Annotated in this window: 25 protein-coding genes and 1 pseudogene; 14 read left to right on the forward strand and 12 right to left on the reverse strand. The window is 71.4% G+C overall.

Translation table 11 applies throughout. The features are described 5' to 3' along the window. Positions 1-14: 14 nt before the first annotated feature. From ACFWI8_RS02835 to ACFWI8_RS02860, 6 genes are all read right to left on the reverse strand, one after another. Entirely contained in the window at positions 15-839 is an 825-nt protein-coding gene (locus tag ACFWI8_RS02835) for an SDR family NAD(P)-dependent oxidoreductase (protein WP_387084822.1), read from the reverse strand. Then, entirely contained in the window at positions 836-2,236 is a 1,401-nt protein-coding gene (locus tag ACFWI8_RS02840) for a M16 family metallopeptidase (protein ID WP_387084824.1), read from the reverse strand. Before ACFWI8_RS02840 ends, ACFWI8_RS02835 begins: the two co-directional genes overlap by 4 nt. Further along, positions 2,233-3,531, reverse strand: coding sequence for a M16 family metallopeptidase (locus ACFWI8_RS02845; RefSeq protein ID WP_387084826.1), 1,299 nt, complete (start codon positions 3,529-3,531; stop codon positions 2,233-2,235). Before ACFWI8_RS02845 ends, ACFWI8_RS02840 begins: the two co-directional genes overlap by 4 nt. A 150-nt stretch (positions 3,532-3,681) precedes the next feature. After that, positions 3,682-3,825, reverse strand: a complete 144-nt coding sequence (locus ACFWI8_RS02850; protein WP_387084828.1) for an LxmA leader domain family RiPP — start codon at positions 3,823-3,825, stop codon at positions 3,682-3,684. Positions 3,826-4,032: 207 nt separating this feature from the next. Continuing rightward, complete coding sequence (locus ACFWI8_RS02855) at positions 4,033-5,025, reverse strand: LLM class flavin-dependent oxidoreductase (protein ID WP_387084830.1); 993 nt, start codon at positions 5,023-5,025, stop codon at positions 4,033-4,035. Then, a complete protein-coding gene (locus tag ACFWI8_RS02860) occupies positions 5,025-5,381 on the reverse strand; it encodes a nuclear transport factor 2 family protein (RefSeq protein ID WP_387084832.1) in 357 nt (118 codons plus the stop codon). Before ACFWI8_RS02860 ends, ACFWI8_RS02855 begins: the two co-directional genes overlap by 1 nt. A 344-nt stretch (positions 5,382-5,725) precedes the next feature. Between ACFWI8_RS02860 and ACFWI8_RS02865 the strand changes: the two genes are divergently transcribed. The 6 genes from ACFWI8_RS02865 (at position 5,726) to ACFWI8_RS02890 (ending at position 11,751) form a co-directional block, all read left to right on the forward strand. Then, positions 5,726-6,406 carry a DNA-binding response regulator gene (locus tag ACFWI8_RS02865; protein ID WP_387084834.1) on the forward strand — a complete coding sequence of 227 codons (681 nt, stop codon included), beginning with the start codon at positions 5,726-5,728 and terminating at the stop codon, positions 6,404-6,406. A gap of 413 nt (positions 6,407-6,819) precedes the next feature. Beyond that, complete coding sequence (locus tag ACFWI8_RS02870; protein ID WP_387084836.1) at positions 6,820-7,275, forward strand: hypothetical protein; 456 nt, start codon at positions 6,820-6,822, stop codon at positions 7,273-7,275. A gap of 726 nt (positions 7,276-8,001) precedes the next feature. Then, a complete protein-coding gene (locus tag ACFWI8_RS02875) occupies positions 8,002-8,940 on the forward strand; it encodes an ATP-binding cassette domain-containing protein (protein ID WP_387084838.1) in 939 nt (312 codons plus the stop codon). Continuing rightward, entirely contained in the window at positions 8,937-9,779 is an 843-nt protein-coding gene (locus tag ACFWI8_RS02880; protein ID WP_387084839.1) for an ABC transporter permease, read from the forward strand. The genes ACFWI8_RS02875 and ACFWI8_RS02880 overlap by 4 nt, the downstream gene beginning before the upstream one ends. A 20-nt stretch (positions 9,780-9,799) precedes the next feature. Beyond that, entirely contained in the window at positions 9,800-11,086 is a 1,287-nt protein-coding gene (locus tag ACFWI8_RS02885) for a sensor histidine kinase (RefSeq protein WP_387084841.1), read from the forward strand. Beyond that, positions 11,083-11,751, forward strand: a complete 669-nt coding sequence (locus ACFWI8_RS02890) for a response regulator (protein WP_387084843.1) — start codon at positions 11,083-11,085, stop codon at positions 11,749-11,751. The genes ACFWI8_RS02885 and ACFWI8_RS02890 overlap by 4 nt, the downstream gene beginning before the upstream one ends. Before the next feature lie 73 nt (positions 11,752-11,824). On the opposite strand, the pseudogene ACFWI8_RS02895 reads toward ACFWI8_RS02890, so the two are convergent. Both ACFWI8_RS02895 and ACFWI8_RS02900 read right to left on the reverse strand, forming a co-directional pair. Beyond that, positions 11,825-11,989: pseudogene (locus ACFWI8_RS02895) on the reverse strand (site-specific integrase); the annotation flags it as partial. 17 nt (positions 11,990-12,006) lie between these two features. After that, on the reverse strand, positions 12,007-12,402 hold the full coding sequence (locus ACFWI8_RS02900) for a regulator component (RefSeq protein WP_387084845.1): 396 nt from the start codon (positions 12,400-12,402) through the stop codon (positions 12,007-12,009). Positions 12,403-13,097: 695 nt separating this feature from the next. Here ACFWI8_RS02900 and ACFWI8_RS02905 point away from each other — a divergent pair. The 6 genes from ACFWI8_RS02905 to ACFWI8_RS02930 all read left to right on the forward strand — a co-directional run bounded on the left by ACFWI8_RS02905 (position 13,098) and on the right by ACFWI8_RS02930 (position 17,721). After that, the gene (locus ACFWI8_RS02905) at positions 13,098-13,220 is read left to right on the forward strand and encodes a lasso RiPP family leader peptide-containing protein (RefSeq protein ID WP_387084847.1); all 123 of its coding nucleotides are present in this window, start codon (positions 13,098-13,100) and stop codon (positions 13,218-13,220) included. 163 nt (positions 13,221-13,383) lie between these two features. Then, complete coding sequence (locus ACFWI8_RS02910; RefSeq protein ID WP_387084849.1) at positions 13,384-15,216, forward strand: asparagine synthase-related protein; 1,833 nt, start codon at positions 13,384-13,386, stop codon at positions 15,214-15,216. A 9-nt stretch (positions 15,217-15,225) separates the two neighbouring features. After that, positions 15,226-15,483: a lasso peptide biosynthesis PqqD family chaperone gene (locus ACFWI8_RS02915; RefSeq protein WP_387084851.1), complete on the forward strand. Its 258-nt coding sequence runs from the start codon at positions 15,226-15,228 to the stop codon at positions 15,481-15,483. Then, positions 15,480-15,902, forward strand: a complete 423-nt coding sequence (locus ACFWI8_RS02920; protein WP_387084853.1) for a lasso peptide biosynthesis B2 protein — start codon at positions 15,480-15,482, stop codon at positions 15,900-15,902. Before ACFWI8_RS02915 ends, ACFWI8_RS02920 begins: the two co-directional genes overlap by 4 nt. Next, entirely contained in the window at positions 15,899-16,837 is a 939-nt protein-coding gene (locus ACFWI8_RS02925) for an ATP-binding cassette domain-containing protein (RefSeq protein ID WP_387084855.1), read from the forward strand. The genes ACFWI8_RS02920 and ACFWI8_RS02925 overlap by 4 nt, the downstream gene beginning before the upstream one ends. Before the next feature lie 29 nt (positions 16,838-16,866). Beyond that, positions 16,867-17,721, forward strand: coding sequence for an ABC transporter permease (locus ACFWI8_RS02930; protein WP_387084857.1), 855 nt, complete (start codon positions 16,867-16,869; stop codon positions 17,719-17,721). Positions 17,722-17,738: 17 nt separating this feature from the next. On the opposite strand, the gene ACFWI8_RS02935 is transcribed toward ACFWI8_RS02930, so the two are convergent. The 4 genes from ACFWI8_RS02935 to ACFWI8_RS02950 form a co-directional block, all read right to left on the reverse strand. After that, positions 17,739-18,416: a response regulator gene (locus tag ACFWI8_RS02935; protein WP_387084859.1), complete on the reverse strand. Its 678-nt coding sequence runs from the start codon at positions 18,414-18,416 to the stop codon at positions 17,739-17,741. Beyond that, positions 18,359-19,513 carry a hypothetical protein gene (locus ACFWI8_RS02940; protein ID WP_387084861.1) on the reverse strand — a complete coding sequence of 385 codons (1,155 nt, stop codon included), beginning with the start codon at positions 19,511-19,513 and terminating at the stop codon, positions 18,359-18,361. Before ACFWI8_RS02940 ends, ACFWI8_RS02935 begins: the two co-directional genes overlap by 58 nt. Then, positions 19,510-20,766 (reverse strand): sensor histidine kinase, encoded by a 1,257-nt coding sequence (locus ACFWI8_RS02945; protein ID WP_387084863.1) that lies wholly within the window; start codon positions 20,764-20,766, stop codon positions 19,510-19,512. The genes ACFWI8_RS02940 and ACFWI8_RS02945 overlap by 4 nt, the downstream gene beginning before the upstream one ends. A gap of 243 nt (positions 20,767-21,009) precedes the next feature. After that, positions 21,010-21,441 carry an Lrp/AsnC family transcriptional regulator gene (locus tag ACFWI8_RS02950; protein WP_387084865.1) on the reverse strand — a complete coding sequence of 144 codons (432 nt, stop codon included), beginning with the start codon at positions 21,439-21,441 and terminating at the stop codon, positions 21,010-21,012. A 125-nt stretch (positions 21,442-21,566) separates the two neighbouring features. On the opposite strand from ACFWI8_RS02950, the gene ACFWI8_RS02955 reads away from it, so the two are divergent. Both ACFWI8_RS02955 and ACFWI8_RS02960 read left to right on the forward strand, forming a co-directional pair. Then, positions 21,567-22,481 (forward strand): DMT family transporter, encoded by a 915-nt coding sequence (locus tag ACFWI8_RS02955; protein WP_387084867.1) that lies wholly within the window; start codon positions 21,567-21,569, stop codon positions 22,479-22,481. Further along, a complete protein-coding gene (locus ACFWI8_RS02960) occupies positions 22,478-23,476 on the forward strand; it encodes an aldo/keto reductase (RefSeq protein ID WP_387084869.1) in 999 nt (332 codons plus the stop codon). The genes ACFWI8_RS02955 and ACFWI8_RS02960 overlap by 4 nt, the downstream gene beginning before the upstream one ends. Positions 23,477-23,486 lie beyond the last annotated feature (10 nt).

The raw sequence follows: 23,486 nt of genomic DNA on the forward strand, positions 1-23,486 counted from the left end.
GGCGGGGGCGCGGCTCATACCGGCTGGCCCGCCAGGATCCGCTCCGTGGCCTCCCGGAGGAGGCGGCGCTTCTCGGGGTCCCGGACGTCGGCGTGTGGCTCAGCCCGGTTCGGTCCGTGGTGGTAGGCACCGCTGCCGGTCTCCGCCACGGGGTCGCAGACCAACCGGAGGACCGCCTCGGTGCCCTGCTCGATGGTGGACATGGGCCGCAGGCCCGTCTCCCGCACCATCGGCGTCGGCATGAGGTCGGCGGGGTGGAGGCAGTTGACGGTGATCCCGTCGCTCGCCAGTTCCTCGGCGAGGTCGACGCTGAAGGAGGCCAGGGCCAGTTTGGCTCGGCCGTACGCGAGCCAGCCGTCGTAGCCGCCGGCCATCATCAGGTCGTCGAGGTCAAGATCGGCCTGCGCCGCGGAGCCCACGTTCACCACCCGGGCCGCGGCGGACCGGCGGAGGGCGGGCAGCAGCTGGCGGGTCAGTGCATAGGGCGCCAGGTAGTTCACGGCGAACCGCAGCTCGTGTCCGTCCCGGTTGAGCTGGCGGGTGGCTCCCGGACTGCCCGGTCCGACGCCCGCGTTGTTGACCAGGACGTCGAGCCGGGGCCAGTCGGCGACGAGGCGCCGGCCGAGGTCCCGGACCTCGTCGAGGGCGGCGAGATCCGCAACATAGGGGTACGCCGTCGCGCCCCGCTCCCCCAGGTCCTGGCAGAGGGCGTGCAGCCGGTCAGGGTCACGGCCGTGCAGCAGCAGCGTCGCGCCCCGCGCGGCCAGCCTCGCGGCGATGTCGCTGCCCAGTCCGCTGGTGGCGCCGGTGATCAGTACGGTGCGCTGGTCGATGGTCATGCGGGTTCTCCTTGATGGTGTCGGATGTCGGGTGTCGCGCTCGGCACCGGGGTCGGCGGGTGGCCCGGTGCCTGGCCGACCGAGCGTTCGGCGGGGGCGGCCGTGACCTCGTCGAGCCGTTCGTACCGCCGGACCCGCAGGCCCTCGATCTCCCCGAGCGGCCCGGCCAACGCGTCGGCGTCGCCCACGACGACGGTGTCGAGCGCGTCCAGGGACAGGTACGTCCTGACCGCCCTGAGGCTCTCCGCGCGGCCGACCGCCGCCAGGCGCTCCGGATAGGAGCTGGTCCACCGAGGACCGACGCCCTCGGCGATCAGGTTGGCCAGGAACGTCGCGTGGGCGGAAGGGGAGACTCGGGAGAGCGCGAGGCGGCCCGCGAGGAGCCGTTTCGCCGAGTCGGACTCGTCGCGGTCGAGTGGTGACTCGGCCAGGGCGGCGAGCTCCCTGCGGGTCTCGCGCAGCGCCGCCGCCACGTGTCGCTCGCCGACGGCGAGCCGCACCATGACAGTCGGTGTGTCGACCAGTGGTTCCACAGCGGAACCCGCCAGGTAGGCGTAACCCTTGGCCTCCCTGACGTTCCGGCTCAGCCGCGAGGCGACGCCCCCGCCGAACACGGCGTTGGCGATGTCGAACGCCGGCCGCAGTTCGTGGGCCCTGGGCGGGGCCTGGCCGGTCATCAGCAGTTCGGCCTGGGCAGACCGCGGTCGGTGTAGGAGCGCCAGCTCATGAGCGGCCGGCGGGAGCAGGGGAACGAGGGCGTTCGGCTCGCCCGCCCCCCGCCACTCCGCGCACGCCTCCTCGACCAGCGCGGCGGCCTCCGCCAGCCCGACGTCCCCGACGAGGACCAGAGTCGCGCCGCGCGGCACGATCCGGGACCGGTGCAAAGCCCTGACCGCCGCCGGCTCGACGGCCGCCAGCGCTTCCGGCGTGGGGATGTCGCAGGGCGTCGCGCCCGCAGCGTGGCGCCGACGCAGCGCGGTGGCCAACGCCATCCAGCGGGCGTCGCCGCGCCCGATGCCCACCTGGGCCGCGAGCCGTCGGCGAGCCTGGCCGAGCCAGGCGTCGGGGTAGCGGGGCTCCGCCAGACAGGCCGCGAGACCGCGGAGCACCGGCCGGAGCGATGCGGTGGGGGCGTAGCCGAACACGCCGAGCCGGTCCATGTCCCGGCCGCAGTCCAACTCGGCCACCCGCCACGCGGTGGAACGCGTCTCGGGTGCCGCGTCGGTGGGCCGCAGCAGGACGTCGCCCAACACCTGGGCGGTGGCCGCGTGCGCCTCGCCGGCGCCCGCGAAGGGGATGCTCAGGCGGATTTCCACCAGGGGCACGGTTCGGTCGGGGACCACCAGCAGGCGCAGCCCGTTGGGCAGGTCGGTGTCGAGAAGAGGGTGATCGTTCATGGCGTCGGCGCGGTCCTTGTCGCTGGCTGGCCTGCGGCCAGCGGGGCGGGGGCGGGGGTCAGCCGCAGCACGGCCCGGGTGCTGGTGAGGAGTTGCCTGGCCACGCGGGCGACGGCGTCGGCGGGCACCGCCTCGACCCGCTCGGGCAGTTCGTCCACGAGGGCAGCCCGGCCGTGGAGGAGCTGACAGGTGCCCAGGGCCCTGGTGTGGGCCAGCAGGTCGGCGGTGCGCCGGCCGGTCCTGGCAGCGAGTCGGCGCCTCGCCAGCGGTGCGAGGTCGCGAGCGGTGTGCGGCTCGCCCAACCGGGCCAGCTCCCGGTCCACCTCTGTGAGGACGGCGTCCGGGTCGGCGTCCCGGTGGTAGGTGACGACCATGGCGAGGGTGTCGGGGGCGCGGGCGTCGAGTGGGCCGAACAGACCGCAGCCTCCGGAGAGTCCGACGGCCAGGTTCCGGTCTCGGACAAGTCGGGTGTACAGGGGCGACGCGGTGCCCCCGGCGAGCGTCTCCCACAGCACCATGTGGGCGAGGTAGTCGTCCGGTTTGGTGACCGCGTCCGGCAGCTGGTAGCCGAGGGCCAGTGCGGGCATCGGCGCGTGCCGGTCCTCCCGGTCGGCGTCGACCGTGTACCGCGGCGGCGGCTCGCGCAGGGCTGGGAGCTGGGGTTTGGGCCGTCGGGGTAGGCCACCGAAGCAGTCGTCGACGAGGGCGAGGGTTCGGTCGACGTCGAAGTCCCCGCCGACCGTGAGCACGGCGTTGGACGGCACGTAGTAGGTGCGGTAGAACGCGTCGGCCTCCTCGACCGTCGCGGCCTCCAGGTCCTCGAAGTCCCCGTAGCCGTTGTGCGCGTTGGGGTACGTGCGGTACAGCAGGGCCGGCAGCGGGATCCAGGGAAATCCGCCGTACGCCCGGTTGAGGATGTTGAGGCGGATCTCCTCCTGCACGACGGTCCGCTGGTTGTCGAGGTTCTCCTCGGAGATCAACAGCGCGGCCATCCGGTCGGCCTCCATCGCGAGGACGCGCGCCAGCCCCTCCCGCGGCAGCACCTGGTAGTAGTCCGTGTAGTCCTGGTGGGTCGACCCGTTGACGACGCCGCCGAGGCCCTGCACGTAGCGCCAGTGGTGCAGCTTGGGGTGCCGTGCGCTGCCCTGGAACATGAGGTGCTCGAAGAGATGGGCGAATCCACCGCGCCCCTCGGGTTCCGAGCGGAATCCGACGTCGTAGTGGACGCTGACGGCCACGGCCGGCGCGGCCGTCCGTGGGGCGAGAAGCACGGTGAGGCCGTTGTCGAGAGTCATTCGGTGTATCGCGTTCATCGATCGCTTCCCACGGGTGCGCCATCCGATGTGAGCCAAGTGGTACGGGGGCGCGGCGAGAGGCCGCGCCCCCGTCCTCGGCGCCGGAGCCGACAGCCCCGGCGCCTCAGCGTGATAGCCGCCGACGCGCGGTCAGCAGCCGATCTGGAAGGTGAGGATCGCGGTGCCGACGGTGAGCGCGATCGTCGCCGGCGCCTCCTCGGCCTCGACGCTGGCGGCCAGCTCCCCCGCGTCGGTGTAGCTCGTGTAGCCCTCGAAGAGCGAATCGGTGTTCATGATTCTTCCTTTCGTTTCCTGACGGTTGGTGGCGCATTTTCGGAACGCCCCCCAATCACTTTTATAGCCATCACTTCGCCGACCCGCAAGCCCTTTTGGGAGATATTGAAAAAGGCCGGAACGAAGGAATTGATGGCACGCCAAAGCGGCCGAGTGTATTTCACTCGGCGCGCATTTGGGCGCCAATTCAATTCCGTCGGAGAGGGGTCAGAGGGCAGCGTCCTCCAGTTCGGTGACCACCTCGTCCACATCGGCCAGCCCCGACTTCACGCCTTCCCGCATCAGAACTCCCGCGGGAGAGAGCACGACCTCGTCCACGCCCGAGCGCAGATATTCGGCGACGCGTGACGCGACGTCCTGAGCGGTACCGAAGACGAAGACGCCGGAGTCCACAAGGGCGGCCGCTCCGGTTGCCGGATCCGACGGATCGGCCTCGACGCCGGCACCGCGCAGCATGGTCGTGTAGTGCGGGAGACTCAGATGCCCCCGGTTGGCCGTCAGCACCAGCTCGCGTGGGTCGCGGCCCGGGCGCTCTACGGCGAAGTGCACGATCGAGACGACCCGGGGGGCGGCGCGTCGCCGGCTGTTCGCCCCCTCCCGCATCGCGGGTGCCAGGACGTCCTGGATGTGCGGAAGCGGCGTGAGCCAGGTGATGGCAACATCGGCCGTCTCCCCGGCCACCCGTGCCATGCCGGGGCGCAGCACGCCGGCTCCAACCTCGATTCCGGGGTGCCCTGAGGGCATTGGCGGAAGCATGCCCTCCACGTGGTGGTACCTCCCGGTTTCTCTGACCAGTTCACCGTTCACCAGCGCGCGGACCATCGACACGTACTCGCGGGTCGCCGTGAGCGGACTTTCGTACCGGGAGCCGCGCAGCAGGGCGACCATGTCCGCGCTGCCGTAGCCGAAGCCGACGACCACCCGCTGCCCGCTGAGCAACGCCAACGATCGGGCTTCCATCGCCGCCTCGAGCGGATGCCGTAGCGGCATCACCGACACCGCAGTGCCCACGGGGACGCGGAGCCCCCGACCGGCGAGGTACGCGAACAGGTGGTGGGTGTCGTAGGACAGGCTCTGCCCCATCCAGAGCCGGGCCAGCCCTCGGTCGCGCACCAGCTCCGCGAAGTTGACGACGGGCTGGGGCCGCAGCGGCATGACGGGGAAGAACAGCGAGATCCGGGCGGACGTCGACGTCGCCATCACTCCGTCACCCGCTGGCCGAAGAACTGCACCTGGTCGATCAGCCCGTCCCGCACCCGGTAGAGCGCGAGGACGGACATCGTCGGTCCGCCGGCGGCGCCCTCGATCAGCTCGTGGTCGGCGATCCACTCGGCCTGCCGGATCCGCAGCACGACGTCCGCCCGCACCGGGGCCACGGAGAACTGCCGCGCGTAGATCTCCCGTAGCGCCTCCTTCCCCGACGCGGCCACCACTCCGTCGATCCGCAGCTCCACGGATTCCGCGTAGCATTCCATGAACTCGTCAAGCGCCTGCCGGTTGAAGGCCGCCAGCTGGCTTTCCACGACCCGCTCCACCACGGGGGCGTCGTCACCCACCACAACCACTCCTCACGACTCGTCCCGAGATCCGGCCAGTCCAGGGGACCAGCGCACGAGCCACGCCCGGCCGGTCGTCGGCCGGAGGAAGGCTCTGCGGTGAGCCTGGCGGACCGGCGTTGGACCAACATTGGGGAAACCTTGGGCCCGGTCATTCGCGAGCCCCCCGTGGCGGGAACTGCTGTCCGGGACAGCGGTGGGCTGTCCCGGACAGCTGCCGGACGTTGCGTTCGGCCGGAACGGAGATGCATCCTCGACATCGGCCGGGCGGCGATCAACGGGGAGTCGCGTCCACCGCCACGTTGGGGGATCCTCGTCGGGGACTTTCTTGGGGGGGCTGACCGATGGTCCGAACATTGATCGCCAGTGACGAACAGCTCATCAGAGTGGGTGTCCAGCAGACGCTCGTCGGCGTCGCCGGATTCGCCGCTCCGTTGGTCTGCACCCGTGCGCAGGCCGTCGGCATAGCGCGCCTTCACATCCCGCGCGTGGTACTGATCTCCTGTCCTGAGGTGTCCGACCCGGTGCTGCGCCAGTTATCCGAGCTGATCGCGCTTCCCTCGGGTCCCCGGACGCTCCTGCTGGTCGGAGCCTGGAACTCGGCATCCGATGTGGCGGCCCTCAGGGCGGGGGCCGCCGGGGTGCTGCACAGCACGGTGGCGCCGGGGAACCTGATCGACGCGGTACGGCTGCTTGCCAACGGGGACAGCGTGCTGGCCGGCGACCTCTACCGGAGCGTCATCGGCGTCCTGCCGCTCGGGCACGCCAACGAGCGCGCGGAAGCCGCAGCCTTCTCGCTCACCGAGCGCGAGCGCCAGGTGCTCCACCTGCTTGCCAAAGGGCTTTCCAACAGCCAGATCGGCAGGGCGCTCGTGATCAGCCCGGCCACGGTCAAGGACTATCTGAGCTCCATCTACGACAAGCTCGGCACCCGAAACCGGGTCCTGGCCGCCATCATCGGGCACCGCTGCTACGCCGACGACGGGAACGGCGGTCTGGTGGGCAGTCTCGGGCGGAGGACCTGAGTCAGCCCGCGGTCGACCTCATCTCGAACTCGCGCTGCAGCTGGCGGACATTCGGCCCGACCACACGCTGATGACCGAGCAGGAGATTCGCGCCGCAGAGCCCAATCTTGTGGCAGGCCCCACGCCGGGTTGACGACCGATCTCAACAGCCGTGGCCAGCATGCCCAACCTGTCGAAATCCGTCGAATTCGCCCAGCTCGCCGACGCTGACGAAGTGGTACTCGGCGTCGACACGCACAAGGCGTCCACGTCACCGCCGTCGTCACCGCCCTCGGCGTCCTGTTCGCCACCGAATCGTTCGTTGCCCGCCGCACGCCTCTTGGTAGTGCCGCGTGACCGGTCCAACGTGGGGCTTACCCAGGTACGCCGAACGACCACCAGTAGTAGATCTTGATTTGCGGCGATGGCTGCCTATGACCCGTTGGGCGGCGTTGTTCCAGATGATCGGGGTCCGGCCGGTCCTTCCCCTCGGACCGCACGCCGAAGACGTTCTTCGTGCCCGGGACGACCTGGAGGACGCGCTCCAACAGGTCAGGGTGAAGTTGCTGGCCGCCGGTGCCGATCCGGCCCGGGCGAGGATCCGTAACCCGGCCGCCTGGCTGTCGGTCGTCGCCTCGCGGGTGGCGGCCGACTGGCGTGCTGACCAGCGCGTGTGGGGTACGTGTCGACAGAAACGGAGGGCTGATCGCCCGCTCTCAGGCTGCGAGTCGGGCGGCGATCTTGGCGTTCTCGGCGTCGTCGGTGTCCTTGACGAACCTCCTGCAGACGCGGAGCAGCACGGTGACGCTGTGGCCGGCGCCTTGGCTGCGGTCTGTGGGGCCACGCCAGCGCTGAGCCAGGTCGAGACGCAGGCGTGGCGGAGGTCGTAGGGGCGCTTGGCGAGCGCCGAGTCCAGCTCGGCTGGGCTCAGGACGGCTTCCCGGGCGGGGCCCGGATCCGGCCGTAGCCGCTCTCGTGGAGCAGTCCGTCGCGCAGGGTGCGGAAGAGGCGGCCGTCAGGCGCGGTGCCGTACGCCTTGATGTGTTAGCGCGGTATGGCCACGAGCACGGGCGGGACGGGCACGATGCGTGCGACCTTTGCGGGTCCGTCCAACCTCGTCCGGACCGTGGTCGGTCTTCTGGAGCCGCGGGTAGCCGAATCCGCGGCGTGGGAGGTAACACTGATTCGGCCGCAGTTCGAGCAGTTCGGCTGGGCGAGTCGCTGCGCAGTACATGCAGCCGGAGAACGCCACCAGACTGCGGCCGTGCTTGCCCTGATCACCGAGAACCTGATCCCGAGCAGGTGGCCCAAGGCCGCGCCTCTCGTCGTCGCGGTCGAGGGCGCCGTCGCCATGTGCCGTAGCAAGCGCGACCCCCGGGCCGTTGACCACACGGCCGAGCAGTCGCGGGCGCTGATCCGCGGTGTCGCTCCGCACCGTCGGCCGCGGAACGGCGGGCGGGCCGGCGGAGCCGGTGGCGGCATGCCCCGGCGTCGTACCCCGGTACGACGTCCACCCCGCGGTTCAGCCCCCGGTACGACCGGATCGGGCCCGTTCGGTCCCTAGCGTTGCCGGTGAGGCGCCCGTCGGGCGCTCGAGGCAGCGGAAGGGGACGCGAATGATCGAGGCACGGCAACTGACCAAGAGGTACGGGGAGAAGACCGCGGTCGACCGGCTTGGCTTCACCGTGAGGCCGGGCACCGTGACCGGTTTCCTGGGGCCCAACGGCGCGGGGAAGTCCACCACGATGCGCATGATCGTCGGTCTTGACGCCCCCACGAGCGGCTCCGTGACGGTGAACGGCCGGCCCTACGCCGGGCACCGGGCGCCGCTCCAGGAGGTCGGCGCGCTCCTGGAGGCGAAATCGATCCACCCGGGCCGCTCGGCGTACAACCACCTCTGGGCGCTCGCGCTGACGCACGGGATCCCCCGCGGCCGCGTCGACGAGGTCATCGACCTCGCGGGTCTCGGCAGTGTGGCGAGGAAGCGGGCCGGGGCCTTCTCGCTCGGCATGGGGCAGCGGCTCGGCATCGCGGCGGCACTGCTCGGCGATCCGCAGACGGTGATGTTGGACGAGCCGGTCAACGGCCTCGATCCGGAGGGCGTGCTGTGGATCCGCAACCTGCTGACGGGGCTCGCGGCTGAGGGGCGGACGGTGTTCGTCTCCTCGCATCTGATGAGTGAGATGGCGCTGGTGGCCGACCACCTGATCATTGTGGGACGCGGCCGGCTGCTGGCCGACACGACCGTGCGGGACCTGGTCCGCGAGGCGGGCGGCGGCACGGTGAAGGTGGCGACGCCGGACCCGGCGCGGTTGCGGGACGTTCTGGCGGTGCCGGGTGTCGACATCACAGGACAGGTCGGCTCCGAGGAACTGCACGTCACCGGGCTCACCACCCGCGAGATCGGTCTGACGGCGGCGGAGCACGGAATCCCGCTGTTCGAGCTGAGCGCGCGGACGGCGTCGTTGGAGGAGGCGTTCATGAACCTGACCAGGGACGCGGTGGAGTACCACGGAACCACGACCCGCGACGACGCCCCCGGGAGGGTGGCATGAGCACTCTCACCGCGACCGTCGAGCCCCGGCCGGAGCCGTCCGCTCCGTCTGGCCCCCGCTACCGGGTGACCGGGCGGCGCGTGCTGCGCTCGGAATGGGCCAAGCTGTGGTCCCTGCGCTCGACGTGGATCACGCTGACCCTCGGCCTGTCGTTCCTGCTGGCCTTCGGGCTGATCGCCGCCTGGCAGTTCGAGTCCGGCGGCCTGAATGATCTGGATGACGACTTCGAGGGTGCCACGGCCGTGGACCTGGCCCTGTTCGGGGTGCCCTTCGCGCAGCTGGCCCTCGGTGTCCTCGGCGTGCTGGTGACGGCGGGCGAGTACTCGACCGGCATGATCCGCTCGACACTCGTGGCGGTGCCGCGCAGGCTGCCGGTGCTGTGGTCCAAGGCGGCGCTGTACGGTCTGGTGGGCCTCCTGGTCGGCACGGTCGGCGCGTTCGTGGCCTTCCTGGTCGGCGGCGGGATCCTTTCGGGCACTTCGGTGGCCCAGAGCCTGTCGGACGCGGGTGTCGCGCGGAGCCTGCTGGGGGCCGGGCTCTACCTCGGCCTGATCGGGGTGATCAGCACGGGTCTTGGCGCGCTGCTGCGGTCAGTGGCGGGCGGCATATCGGTGCTGGTCGGCGTCTTGATCCTGGCTCCCGGGCTGGTCCAGCTCCTGCCCGGCTCCTGGCGGGACAACATCAGCCCCTACCTGCCGAGCACCGCGGGGGAGTCCATGTTCGCCCTGACACACGACGCCTCTACCCTGTCCCCCGGGGCCGGCCTGGCGGTGTTCCTCGCCTGGACGGTCCTCGTGCTGGCGGGCGCGGCGTACCGGCTCGTGCGCAGCGACGCCTGACCCGCCCGGGCCACAGACAGGTGACATCCGTGAGCATCGACGACGCCGGCGGCATGGGCCCGTTGGTCGCCCGGCTGAACCGCGTCGGACAACGGTTGCGGCGGGCGGACCGGGCCCGCCCGTGGGTGCTGGACACCACGCTGGTCGTGCTGACCGTCGTGCTGTTCTGCCTGCCGGACCTGGCGCCCGAGGGCTCGGGGGACGACGGCCCGGACGAGCTGCGGCTCACACTCATCGAGCCGCCGCTGGCGGCGACGCTGGCGCTACAGGCAGGTCTCGTGCTGCCTCTCCTGTGGCGGCGGCGGAAACCGCTGGTCGCCTTCGGCGTCATCACGGCCGTGTTCCTGCTCCAGTGGTCACTCGACGTCGTACTGTACGCGGACGTCGCCCTCTTCGTCGCCCTGTACAGCGTGGCCCTGCACGGACGGCTGCCGCAGCTGCCCTGGGCCTGCGCCGTCATGGCGGGCGCGATAGTGCTGGTGGCGCTCCGGGTGTCCCCGTCCGTGTCCGTCTGGGGGGCGCTGTTCTTCCTGTTGTCCACGGCGACCGCGGCCTTCGCGCTCGGCCTGGTGATCAGGATTCGCCGGGCCCAGCTCGCCGGGCTCCGGGAGCGGGCGGCCCAGCTGGAGATCGAGCGCGACCAGCGCAGCAGGCTGGCGACCGCGACCGAACGAGCCCGGGTCGCCCGCGAGATGCACGACATCGTCGGGCACAACCTGGCCGTCATCGTCTCCCTCGCCGACGCGGGGGCGTACGCCACCGGCGCGACCCCGGAACGCGGCAAGGAGGCGCTGAACCTGATCGGAGACACCGGCCGGCAGGCCCTCGGCGAACTGCGCAGGGTGCTCGGCGTGCTGCGCGAGGCGGCGGACACCCCGACGTCCGGGGCCATGCTCAGTCCACAGCCCGGGATCGCGGACATCGACCTGTTGTGTGCCGGTGTGCGGGCCGCCGGTCCTGAGGTCGTCTACCGTACCGTCGGCGACATGGACACCCTGGACAGAGGGGTGCAGTTGACGGCCTACCGCATCGTCCAGGAGGCCCTCACCAACACGCTCAAGCACGCTGGTGCCGACACCCGGGTGAGCCTGTCGATCGCCGTGGAGGACACCCGGCTGGAGATCCGGGTGCGGGACACCGGCTCGCCGGGCCCGACCACACCGCCTGACGAGGAAGGACACGGCCTGGTGGGCATGCGGGAACGAGCGGCACTCTACGGCGGGATCGTCCACGCGGGACCCGCGACCGCCGGCGGCTGGAACGTGGAGGTCATCCTCGACCTCACCCCTCAGGGTGGTGTCCAGTGACCACCGTGCTCATCGTGGACGACCACCAGCTCCAGCGCTACGCGTTCCGCATGCTGTTGGAGTCCGTCCCCGAGATCGCCGTGCTCGGGGAGGCCGCGCACGGCGCCGAGGCCGTCCGCCTGGCAGCGGAACTACGTCCCGACGTCGTGCTCATGGACGTCCGCATGCCCGGCATGGACGGCATCGAGGCCACCCGCCGCATCGTCGACGCCGGCGACCGCTCCCGTGTTCTCGTGCTGACCACCTTCGACCTCGACGAATACGTGCATGCCGCCCTCCGGGCGGGCGCCAGCGGCTTCCTCCTGAAGGACGCGCGTCCCGAGGAACTCCTCGCCGGCATCCGGGCCGTCGCCGCGGGCGACGCCGTGATCGCCCCCGCACTCACCCGCCGCCTCCTGGACGAGTACGCGCAGCACGTTCCGCGGCCCGTCGAGGCCGCGGTTCAGGAAGCGAGACTGAAGGCCCTCACCGACCGGGAGCGCGAGATCCTCGTGGCCGTCGGGAAGGGCTGGACCAACACCGAGATCGCCGCCCACTTCGTCCTGGCCGAGTCCACCGTCAAGAGCCACGTCCGGAGAATCCTGGCCAAGATCGGCGCCCGCGACCGCATCCAGGCCGTGATCTTCGCCTACGACCTCGGGCTTGCCCGCCCCAGGACCGGTTGACCGGCGAGGGCCGGGGGTGGCCGCCAGGAGCCCGACGCCCGGTCTCGGAGTCCAGGCGTCGTAGGCCGCGGCACTATGGTGTACCCAAGTCGTCGTTGTCGTCGATGAACTTCCCGTACGCCCGGAAGAGCACAGCCACGCTGTGGCCGGCGCGCTTCGCGACCGTCTGCGGGTCCACGCCGGAACTGAGCCACCGGGACACGGCCGCATGGCGGAGGTCGTAGGGGCGCTTGGCCAGTGCTCTGACCGGGAAGGTCATCGACCCTCATCCCGACTCCGCTTGATCAGACGGGGCTCGAGACCGGTCAGAAGGTTCTCCACCCCACTGCCGACGCCGTCCTCGTCGTCGCGCGGAGCGTGATGCTCGGCCGGCATGTGGCCGAGTTCGTGCCGGATGATGTGCTCACGGTGCGACGGAGCGGTCCGCGCCTCGTAGAAGACGAAGTCCGCGGTATCGGTGCCCAGCCACAGACCGCACGCCCCGGCACTGGCGGCCTGCTGCGGCAGTTCCTTGAGGATCAACGGCCGGCCCCGCAGAGCCTCTATCCACTTCACGAGGGCTTCCAGGGAGCTGGATCGCGGGACGTTCAGGTCGTCGAGGATCTTCCGGCAGCGTGCCCCCAAGCGGACGTGTTCCCCGGTGGTCGTCATCCGCTGCTCCGCTTCTCCTTCTCGAAGAGAGCATCGACGGAAGACGTAACCACTCACGTCAGCCTTTCCCTGCTTCGCTTGGTGCCAGGTGGACCGCGAAGAAGTCATGCCGAAGTCGAGTCCAGCCCCAATGAGTTGGCGGCGCGCCCTGGACGGCTTCGGTTGGCCGGTCGTCACCAATCGGCTTGTCGGAGAGGGCGTCCATCACCGCGAGGACGGCCTCAAGGTGTGCGTCGGGTCGGCCGTGATGTTCTGCTTGCGGCCGGTCGCCAACTCCCTCAGGTATGTGTTGGAGAAGGAACTACCGGTTACCTGTTCGATCTCTTTCGCGATCTCCTTGTAGCTGGGGCGCTTCGTGTTCCGGTAGTGCGCAGAAATGATCGTCTCCAGGTGCTGGGCCAGCGGCGGAAACGATGTCGCCTCCGCTCTGACTCTGCGAGAGCCGCTGTTCCGTGGACTGGGAAGTCGATCGCGTTCCGATCCACGGCGTCCTCGCGGACGGCCGCCCCCCGGCTGGGCGGGCAACCACCCCCTCCCCAGGGCGTGTTCCCCGAACAGGGGTCGTGCGCGGGGACGGCCCCGTCCATAGCGTTGTCCCTGGCGGACGGCCCGGGTGAACGAACCGGGGCCATCCCGCCTGACCGTCATCCAGCGCCCGGGATGCCCGGGCGCACTCACCCAAGGAGGTGGCTTTCGTGGCCAACGAAAGCGCGTACGAGGTTCCCGCCCTGATCGAGGTCGGCGACTTCGCCGAACTCACCCAGCTCACGTCGCGGGGCTACTGGCTCGACAGCCCGTGGGGCGCCTGGTGGTTCTGAGCCACCCGTAGGCCCGCGGGGCTGAGCGAAACGGGTGGTACCGCCGGGGTGGCAGTCCGACGCCCCCGCCGTACCGCGCCCTTCGCTCCAGCATGAGAGTGGCCCGACCGACGCCACATGCCGGTCGGGCCACTCCACTCTGGCACTTCGGTGGAGGATACGCATGGAGTTCGTGGTACTGCCCGACCATCCGGCCGGCGCTGAGGCTCTCGCGCTGGCCCCGACCCCCGGGTTGCCGCGCCCCAGGGTGATCGAGCACCATTCCGGTCGGCCCTGGCTCGTGGGCGACTGGCGGGACGACGAGATCGTGTCCGTCTCCGCCGGCCCGCGGCGCGTTGTCCTGCTCGGCTGCGCATCCGTGCGACCGGACGCCCTGGCCGCCCGGTTGGGCCGGGTCCGCACCCTGGCGGACCTGGACGACCTCGCCCGCCTGGCTGCCGGCAGCTTCCACCTCGTCGCGTCGCTCGACGGCGACGTCCGCGTCCAGGGCACGCTGTCCACCGCGTGCCAGGTCTTCCACACCACGGTCGCCGGCGTGACGATGGCGGCCGACCGCCCGGAGACGCTGGCCGACCGCGTCGGCGCGGGCGTCGACGAGGAGCGGGTCGCGCTCGAACTCCTGTCTCCGTTCGGGCCTCCCTGGCCGCTCAGCGAGCGTTCGGTGTGGCGCGGGGTGCGCAGCCCCCGCATCGGACACTGCCTGGAGATCGATCGGAACGGCGTCGGGCGCACCCGGCGTTGGTGGACGCCGCCCGCGCCCGAACGCCCGTTGGGCGACGGCGCCTTCGTCCGCGAGGCGCTGTTCGACGCCGTGGCGGCGCGCTCCGCGGGCCAACCCGTGGTGAGCGCCGACCTGTCCGGCGGTCTCGACTCGACGAGTCTCTGCTTCGTCGCCGACGCGTCCGGCGGCGCGCCCCTGGTGACGCTGCACTACGAGGCGCACGGCGGACGCGGTGAGGATCTGGCCTGGGCGCGCCGGGCGGCGGCCGAACTGCCGCGGGCCGACCACGTGGTGGTGCCGCCGGCGGAGACACCGGACTGGTACGCGCCGTTCGCTCACACCCCGCACGACCGGGAGGGCCCGCTGATGTTCGTCCGGGCCCGGGCCACCGTCGAGCACCAGGCCGCCCTCGTCTCCTCCTGGGGCGCGCGCCGTCATCTCCAGGGCGTCGGAGGCGACGAGTTGTTCCTCCCGGGTGTGATGTGCCTGCACGGGCTGATCCGGCGCGCGCCGTCGGCGGCGTTGCCGCATGTGCGCGCGCTGCGCTCCAGGCGCCGCTGGTCCCTGGCCACGACGATGCGCACGCTGGCGTCCGCGCCGTCCTATCCGCGTTGGCTGTCCACCCAGGTGGACGGGCTCGCCGCGGAACGGGCCTGGGGCTCGGGCGCGTACTGGGAGATCTCGCCGAAGCTCCCGCCCTGGATCACCCCGGACGCCGCGGCGACCGTCCGTCGTCTGCTGCGCGAGGCCGTCGCCGCCGGCCCCGAACCGCTGGCCGCGCTCCCGGTCCAACACGAGATGATCTGGATCAATCGGGTCAACGGCTCGGCCATGCGCCGCAACTCACGCATCGGCGCGCACGCGGGCGTCACCTTCCACGCTCCGTACACCGACGACCGGGTGCTGGAGGCCGTGCTCTCCGTGCGCCTGGCCGATCGCGTGGCCCCGGAGCGGCTCAAGCCCGTGCTCGCGCGGGCGCTCGACGGTGTGGTGCCGGCCGGGATCCTGCACCGGACCGGCAAGGACGACGCCAGTCCCACCCTGTACGCCGGACTGCGCCGGCGCCGCGGCGAACTGCTCGACTTCGCCGGGGACACGCTCCTGGCCCGGATGGGCCTGATCGACGCGGCGGCGCTGCGCCGCGTGCTCATCGGCACCCATGCCGACACCCGGCCACTGATGCCCTTCGATCCCACCCTCGCCTGCGAGTTGTGGCTGCGGGCGGTGTCCCCCGCGGGCACGACCGCCGCGACCCCCACGTCCCGAACCACGTAAGGAGGCACGATGACCTTCGCCCTGGCGCCCGGGGTGTCCGTCGCCGACACCGAGAACGGCACGGTGTTGCTCGACGAACGCAACGGCCGTTACTGGATGCTGAATCGCACCGGATCCGTGGTGCTGCGCTGCCTGCTGGACGGTGAGTCGCCTGAGGAGGCCGCCCGGACGCTGCTGCGGCGCTTCCCCGACGCCCCCCACCAGGCCACCGACCACGTGGACGGCCTGCTCGAGGCCCTGCGCATGGCCAAGGTGATCCACCCGTGAGCGGCGCGACCCTGCGCCTCGAGTCGGCCAGCGCACCGCCGTGGCGCCTACGCCCGCCGGCCCGGCTCGCCGCGGGCATGGCGCGCCTGCTGACTCTGCTGCCGCCGGCCAGGCTGCGCCGGGTACTGGCGTTCGCGAGCCGGGGCGCGCGCCCCGCGAGCGCGCCACAGGCGCTGCGGGCGCGCAACGCGGTGGTGTACGTGAGCCTGGCCTGCGCGGGCCCGCGCTGCCTGCAACGGTCCATCGCCACCGCGCTGTTGTGCCGGCTGGGCGGCACCTGGCCCCAGTGGTGCACCGGTGTGGTCACCGAGCCCTTCGCGGCACATGCCTGGGTGGCCGTGGACGGCGAGCCCGTCGGCGAGGACGCCGGCCACGTTCGTGCCTTCCACGTCATCATGTCCGTGCCGCCCCGCCGATGAACGTCGACCGGCCCGACGCGGCGATCCACACGCGCGGCCTGCGGCGCGTCTACGGCGACGCCGTGGCGGTGCACGGCCTGGACCTGACGGTCGCCGAGGGGGAGAACTTCGGCTTCCTCGGCCCCAACGGCGCCGGCAAGTCCTCCACCATCGGCATGCTGTCCACCCTGCTGCGCCCGAGCGCGGGACAGGCGGCCGTGGCCGGGATCGATGTCGCGCGCCGGCCGGACGAGGTCAGGCGCAGGATCGGCGTCGTCTTCCAGGATCCGACCGCCGACCAGCAGCTGACGGGGTGGCAGAACCTCAGTTTCCACGCCCGCCTGTACGGGATGCCCCGGCGCGACGTGCACGCTCAGGCGCGGGTTCTGCTGGAGATGGTGGGGCTGACCGACCGGCGCGACGCGCCGGTGGGCACCTACTCCGGCGGCATGCGGCGCCGGCTGGAGGTGGCCCGGGCCCTGATGCACCGGCCGCGGGTGCTGTTCCTCGACGAGCCGACGACCGGACTCGACCCGCAGAGCCGGGCCCAGGTCTGGCAGAAGCTGCACGAGCTCGGTCGGCAGGACGGGGTCACCGTCTTCCTGACCACTCACTACCTGGAGGAGGCCGAACACTGCGACCGGATCGCCGTGATGGACCACGGCCGCCTCGTCGCGCAGGGGACGCCGCACGAGCTCAAGTCGGCGATCGGCGCCGACGTCGTGCGCCTGCGGACGGGCGACGACCGGGAAGCGGCCCGGTCCATCCGCGAGCTGTTCGGTCTGGACGCCGAGGTCGGTCCGGACGGCGTGCGGGTCAGGACGGCGGACGGGGCGCGTTGGGTACCGCGGCTGTGTGCCCAACTCACCTCGGGCATCACATCGGTGACGGTCACGAGGCCGAGCCTGGACGACGTCTTCCTGCACCACACCGGCCGTTCCATGCGGAATCCGTAAGAGGAAGAGGAAGAGGAAAGGGAGCCGACGTGCTGGAGTCCACCGCGGAGCGCCCCGGCCGGCTCACGACGCGGCCGACCGGCCGGCGCGCCGCCGAGCTGGCGGCGCTGCTGGCGCTGTGCCGACGGGAGATGACCCGGCTGGTCGCGAGTCCCGTCCAGACGGGACTGACGCTGCTGAATCCCCTGCTCTACTTCGTGGTGCTCGGGACCGGGTTGAGCGGCATGGTCGGGTCAGCGTCCGGTACCGGGGACTATCTGACGTACGTCTACCCCGGGATCCTGTTGATGGCCGTGCAGATGCCCGCGCTGAACGCCGGGATGTCCATCGTCCGCGACCGCGAGACGGGGCTGCTGCGCGCCGTGCTGGTCGCGCCGGTTCGGCGGGGCACCATTCTGGTCGGCAAGTGCCTGGGCAGCGCGGCGACGGCGACCGCGCAGGGCGGACTGCTACTCGCCTTCGCCGGCTTCGCCGGCCTGCCCTACGACCCACTACTACTGCTCGCGTTGCTGGGGGAGCTGGCGCTGGTGGCGTTCACCCTGACCGCGTTCGTGACCCTGGCGGCCGTCTGCATCACCCGGATCGAGACGTTCCAGTCCGCGCTCGGCGTGGCCATGCTGCCGCTGTTCTTCCTGTCGGGCGCGCTGTTCTCGGTGGCCGGACTGCCGTGGTGGCTCGCCGCGCTGACACACGTCAACCCGCTGACCTACGCGGTGGACGCGCTGCGGCAGACCGTGGCCTGGGGCGCGCCGAGCGGCGCGCTCCCGCCCGGGCCCGACTGGGGCGGCTGGGCACCACCGCTCGTGGTCGAGCTGATGGTGATGTGCGCCCTCGGCCTCGCCGCCCTGGCGCTCGCGGCGCGCCACTTCTCCCGCGCCGAGTAGCCGGCGGCGGGCGGTGATCACGTCGACGGCGGCGTCCGCCGGACGGAGTTCGCGACCTCGCCGGGGGTGACCAGGCCGTCCTCGATCGCGCGGGCCAGCATGTCCGCCTTCGTCGGTGCGGCCCGGCCGACCTGGGCGTACTTGACCCGGGCCCGTTTGATGTACATGTCCACGGTGTGCACGGACACGCCCATGCGGCGGGCCACCGACGCCTTGGACATGGATTGGAACCACCACAGAAGCGACGTCCGTTCCTGGGGGGACAGCTGGGGACGCACTGGGCTGCGGTCGCACACCAGGACACCGGCCGTCGTAGGGGGCACATAGGGTCGGTCGGCAGCGGCGGCGCGCACCGCGTGGAGCAGGTGCGCCTGTCCCTCGCTCTTGGCGACGAATCCGCTGGCACCCATGTCCAGCACGTCCATCACCAGCGATTCGTCGGTGAACTGCGAGAAGGCGACGACCCGTTGACCGGCCGCGGCGAGCGCGCCGATGTCCGGGAGCACGAGTCGCCCGTTGAGGTTGAGGTCCACGATCAGGACGTCCGCCACGCCGGAGCGCAGGTCCGCCATGGTCTCGCCGGTGTGTCTGACGCGCACCCTCGGCTCCTCGGCAAGCCAGGCTCGGACGCCGTCGATCACCACCGGGTGATCGTCGATGATGCAGACGTCGAACGCGGTCTGGGGACGCGCCATCGAGTCTCCAGCCACAGCAGGTTCTCCTTCTCGTCGAATATCACCGATGTGTCGGTCGAACCGGACGTGCGTAGCGTGCCGGGGGCCGCGGCGTCGGCCACCACGCTCACCGTGACCTCGCCGGCCGCCGCGACGACGGTCACCCGGGCGCTGACCTCCGCTGACGCCAGCGCCAGGAGCGGCCCCTCGGTGAGCCACCGGCGAACCGCCACGGGCACGTCGGGCAGTTCCCCGTAGCAGACGAACGTGACGTCCACGTCCCGGCGCTCGGCGATGTCGGCGCAGGCCCGGAGTTCGTGCAGCAGGGTATGGGCCGCGGCCTCTGTCTCGGCGAACAGGCGGCGCAGCCGCGCCGCCTCGATCGCGCTCGACCGCCGCACCGCGTCGTGCCCCGGGTGCGCCCGCCCGTCGGCCAGGTCACGGAGCAGCGGTGCGATCCGGTCGCGCATGTAGCGGTAACGCCGCCGTCGCTCGGCGTGCCTGGTCTCCTCGGCCACCTGGCGGGCCATGCGGTCCGCCTGTGCCCGTGCCGCGCGGGTCGCGAGTTCGGCGGCGTGGTGTAACTGCCGGGTGAGCAGGGCGAAGGTGAGTTGGATGCCGGCGGTGGTGAAGGAGGTGGTGATCAGCCGGGCCCAGGACACCGGGGTGTCCAACTCGCCGCTCACTCCGAGCGCGATCACCGTCATCGCGACGGTGCAGCTCAACAGGGCGACCAGCTCGTGGATCGGGCGCTGTAACAGCAGCAGCACGCCGAACCAGCCCACCGTGTTGGCGGCCCAGCTGAGGTCGCTGATCGCCTGGCCCTTGGGATACGTCGCGACGGCGACGGCCCCGGCCAGCAGGGCGACGAACGTCAGCGCTTGGGCCGCGCGGCCACGCAGCGCGGACCGCAGCAGCAGCGTGGATCCGATCAACTGGACGACGGAGAGCACCAGCCAGGCCGCGAGGGCCGCCCACGCCGGCTCGTACCGCGACCAGCCGCGGACCAGGACCATGGAGTCGTAGCCGAAGTGCCAGATGGCGACGATGACCACCACCACGACGCTGATCACGTGGGTGTAGCGGACCGCGATCAACTCCCCCGGCGGCGCGCTCACGGCGCTCCTGACGCGGGCCACCGCAGCATGACGCGGACCCCGTCGCCCGGCCGTGCCTCGATCCACGCGCCGCCGCCCACCGCCGCCATCCGGCCCACGATCGACTCGCGCAGCCCTCTGCGGTGCGCGGGCACAGCCGCGAGATCGAAGCCGCGTCCTCGGTCGAGCACGAGGACGACGACGCCGGCGCCGACCGCCTCCGCGCGCACCTGGACCGCCGAGGTGCCGGCGTGCCGGGCGACGTTCGTCAGGGCCTCCGCGACGGCCTCGGCGAGGGCGGTCACGACCGGGTGGGGCAGCCGCACCGGCGCGAGCCCGAACTCCACGGTCAGCGTGGGAAGTCCAGGCCGTGGCGCTGAGGCCGCGGCGCGCAGGGCCTCGTCCAACGGGACCAGGGGCGCGGGAGCGGCCGACGCGCCGTCGGCTTCGTCCGCCCCGTCGGCTCCGTCTGCTTCGTCCGCTTCGTCCGCCAGGCCTTGGATCACGCGGAGGTCGGCCAGCGCACGGCGACGCAGGGTGTCGGAACGGTCGGCGATGGCGCCGGTGCTCACCATGGTGAGCGTGGCGAGCACGGTGTCGTGCAGTCGCCGCTGGTGGTCGCGTTCGTCCGTGCGGGCCGCCGCCCTGGCCATCTCATTCGCCTGCGCCACGGCCTCGGCCGCCAGCACGGAGTCCGCCGAGCCGGCGGCGCGGCGCAGCAGGACGAACATCCCGGCGCTCAGGATGCCTTGGAGCGCGAGCACGAGGGGTGCCTCCCGCAGGCCCGGGGCACCGATCGTGTAGGTCGCGGTGATCACGGCGGTCGCCAGGAGCCCGTGGGGTTGGCGCAGGAAGTACTGCGCGTTGAGCACGGTGGCGCTGGCCACGAGGTCGACCCACCCGCTGCCGGCGCTCGCCGTCAGCACGGACCCGGGCACCAGGCGGCCGTGGAGCAGGCAGAGCGCGGCGCAGATCGCGACATCCATCACGCCGAGCCGGAAGTTCGGGCCCTCGCGAAGTGAGTGGACGCCGAACGAGCCCGCCCAGACCAGCACTCCGGTGACGGAGAGCAGCACCCACGTGGGGTTCGCGGCCGACGCCAGCCCGAGCAGTGCGACCACCGCGGCCACCGCCGCGCTGGACAGCCGTAGGGCCACGGTGACGAGCAGGGCCCGGCGCTCCAGACTGAGCGTGGCCGGACCGGCGGCGGGAATCGCACCGCGCCCCCACGTCGACGCCGACGCGCGCGTCACGCGCTCGCGTTGCTCGGACATCAGCCCACTACCCCCGTAGCGGGGAGTTGGTCACCCCCGGCACGACGATACGGGGCCGGGTGCGCCAGGGGAAGGCATTGTGAAGGTTCGGAGGGGGGCGGACGGCTACCCGGGTACCGGTGGCGGCCGCCCCCCAGGGGGGTGGTCCCTGCGTGAACTCGCCAGTGGCGGTCAGCCCGTCATCAGCCCGATCCACGCGGCCCTTGAGGGGCGTTGGCCCTCTTCAGGACCACGGCCCTGGTGTCAGAGCCCTGGCGTACGCGGTGGTACGGGGGTGGACTGGATGATCGAGGTGGTGGTCTGCCCATGGAGGAGGAAGCGGTCGAGTACCTCCTCGAAGGTGTTGAGGTCGGTGGCATGGACCTTGATCAGGAAGCAGTCTTCGCCGGTGATGCGGTGGCACTCACTGACCTGAGGCAGGCTCCGTGCCAGCTCGGCGATCTTCGGCAGCTGTCCCGGGCCGGGGCGGACCCGGACGAAGGCGGCCACGGGGTAGCCCAGCGCTGCCGGATTCACGTCGAGGCGGTAGCCGCGGATCACGTTGTCCTCCCGCAGGCGCCGTACCCGGTCCCGTGCGGTGGGTACCGAGACCTCGACACGGCGGGCCAGCTCAGCCGTGGACAGCCGGGGGTCCGCGTCGAGCTCGATCAGTATGGCCCGATCCAGGGCGTCCACTTCGTCACCTGCTTCGTCATCGCGATGTCAACTGTGGTTCTTCAGCATCAACCGTAAAGCAAGTGACCGATCAGCTTTCGGCTTCGGCATGGTCGTGGGCGTTGCTTGCTTGCGAACCTTTAGCCGTGGTCAAGACGCTCGCACGCTTCCGCCCTGGTCCCGGTGGATCGCCGGCACGCTTCACCGCTGCTGCCGATCGTGTCCCGCCGCCGGCGTTCCTCGTCACGAGCGCCGTCTTCCACTACCTCGGACCCGCCTCGGCGGTCCTGCTCTTCGCGCACCTCGACGTCCTGGGCGTGGCCTGGCTGCGGATCGCCTCGGCTGCCGTGGTCTTCGCCGTCTGGCGACGCCCGTGGCACGTGTGGGGCGCCGCCACCTGGCGCCAGCGTCGGCTGCTGCTGGCACTTGGCACCGTGCTCGGCCTGATGAACAGCGTGTTCTACCTCGCCCTGGACCGGCTGCCTCTCGGCACTGTCGGAGCCATCGAGTTCCTCGGCCCCGTTCTCCTCGCGGCCATCGGCGCCCGCACCGGCCGCACCGTGCTCGCGCTCGTGCTGGCGGTCACCGGGGTCTGTCTGCTCACCGACGTGCATCTCGTCGACGAACCGCTCGGCCTCGTCCTCGCCTTCGGCAACTGCGTGCTGTTCACGCTCTACGTGATCCTCGGCCACCGCCTCGCCCAGGACGGCGGCACCTCGGGCATCGATCGCCTCGGCGTCTCGATGCTCATCGCGATGATCGTGGTCGCACCCGTCGGAATCGCCGACGCCGCCGTCACCTTCATCACCCCGACTCTCCTGGCGGCCGCCTTCGGCGTCGGGATCTGCTCGTCGGTCATCCCCTACGTCTGCGATCAGCTGGCCATGGCGCGCGTCTCCCGGGCGACCTTCGCTCTGATGTTGTCCCTGCTCCCCGCCACCGCGGCGATCACCGGCATCGTCGTCCTCGCCCAGATCCCCTCCTGGCTCGAGGCCGTCGGCATCGCCCTGGTCGTCGTCGCGGTCGCGGTCCACCAGGAACGGAATGAGGAAACCACGTGAAATACGTCAGGTTGGGCGCTACGGGACTGAAGGTGTCCCGGATCTGCCTGGGCATGATGAGCTACGGCAATCCTCCGGATCCGGGCCACCCCTACTGGGAGGCCTGGCACCTCGATCAGGACGCGGCCGAGCCGGTCGTGCGCCGAGCCGTGGAAGCGGGGGTGACGTTCTTCGACACCGCCGACATGTACGCCCAGGGCGCCAGCGAGCGGACCACGGGAGCCCTGCTGGCCAAGCTCTTCCCGCGCCGCGAGGACTACGTGCTGTCCACGAAGGTGTACTACCCCATGGGCCCCGGGCCCAACGACCGGGGTCTGTCGCGCCGTCACATCCTGGACAGCGTCGACGCCTCGCTCGAACGGCTGGGCACGGACTACGTCGACCTGTACCAGATCCACAGGTGGGACGACGAGACCCCGATCGAGGAGACCATGGAGGCGCTGCACGACGTGGTCCGAGCGGGTAAGGCCCGCTACATCGGCGCGTCGAGCATGTACGCCTGGCAGTTCGCCAAGGCCCAGCACACGGCGCGGTCGGCCGGCTGGACCAGATTCGTGTCGATGCAGAACCACTACAACCTGCTCTACCGGGAAGAGGAGCGGGAGATGATCCCGCTCTGCCTGGACCAGGGCGTGGGCGTCCTGCCGTACAGCCCGCTGGCACGCGGACTGCTCACCGGCAGCCGCGAGCGCGGCGGCCATGGGAGCACAGTCCGTTCCGGCAACGACCCGCTCGCCGACACGAGGTACACCGACGCCGACTTCGACATCGTGGACGTCCTGCGCACGCTCGCCGCGGGACACGGCCGCCCCGCGGCGCAGCTCGCGTTGGCCTGGCTCCTGTCGAAACCCGCCGTGAGCGCGCCCGTCCTCGGTGCGACCAAGCCGCACCACGTCGACGACGCGATCGCCGCGCTCGACATCACCCTCGACGGGGAACAGCTGACCTCGCTCGAGACGCCGTACCGCCCGCACCCGGTCATCGGACACGGATGAGTCCCCACGT

The organism is Streptomyces sp. NPDC127098 (genome assembly GCF_042722465.1).
Classification (GTDB): Bacteria; Actinomycetota; Actinomycetes; order Streptomycetales; family Streptomycetaceae; genus Streptomyces; species Streptomyces millisiae.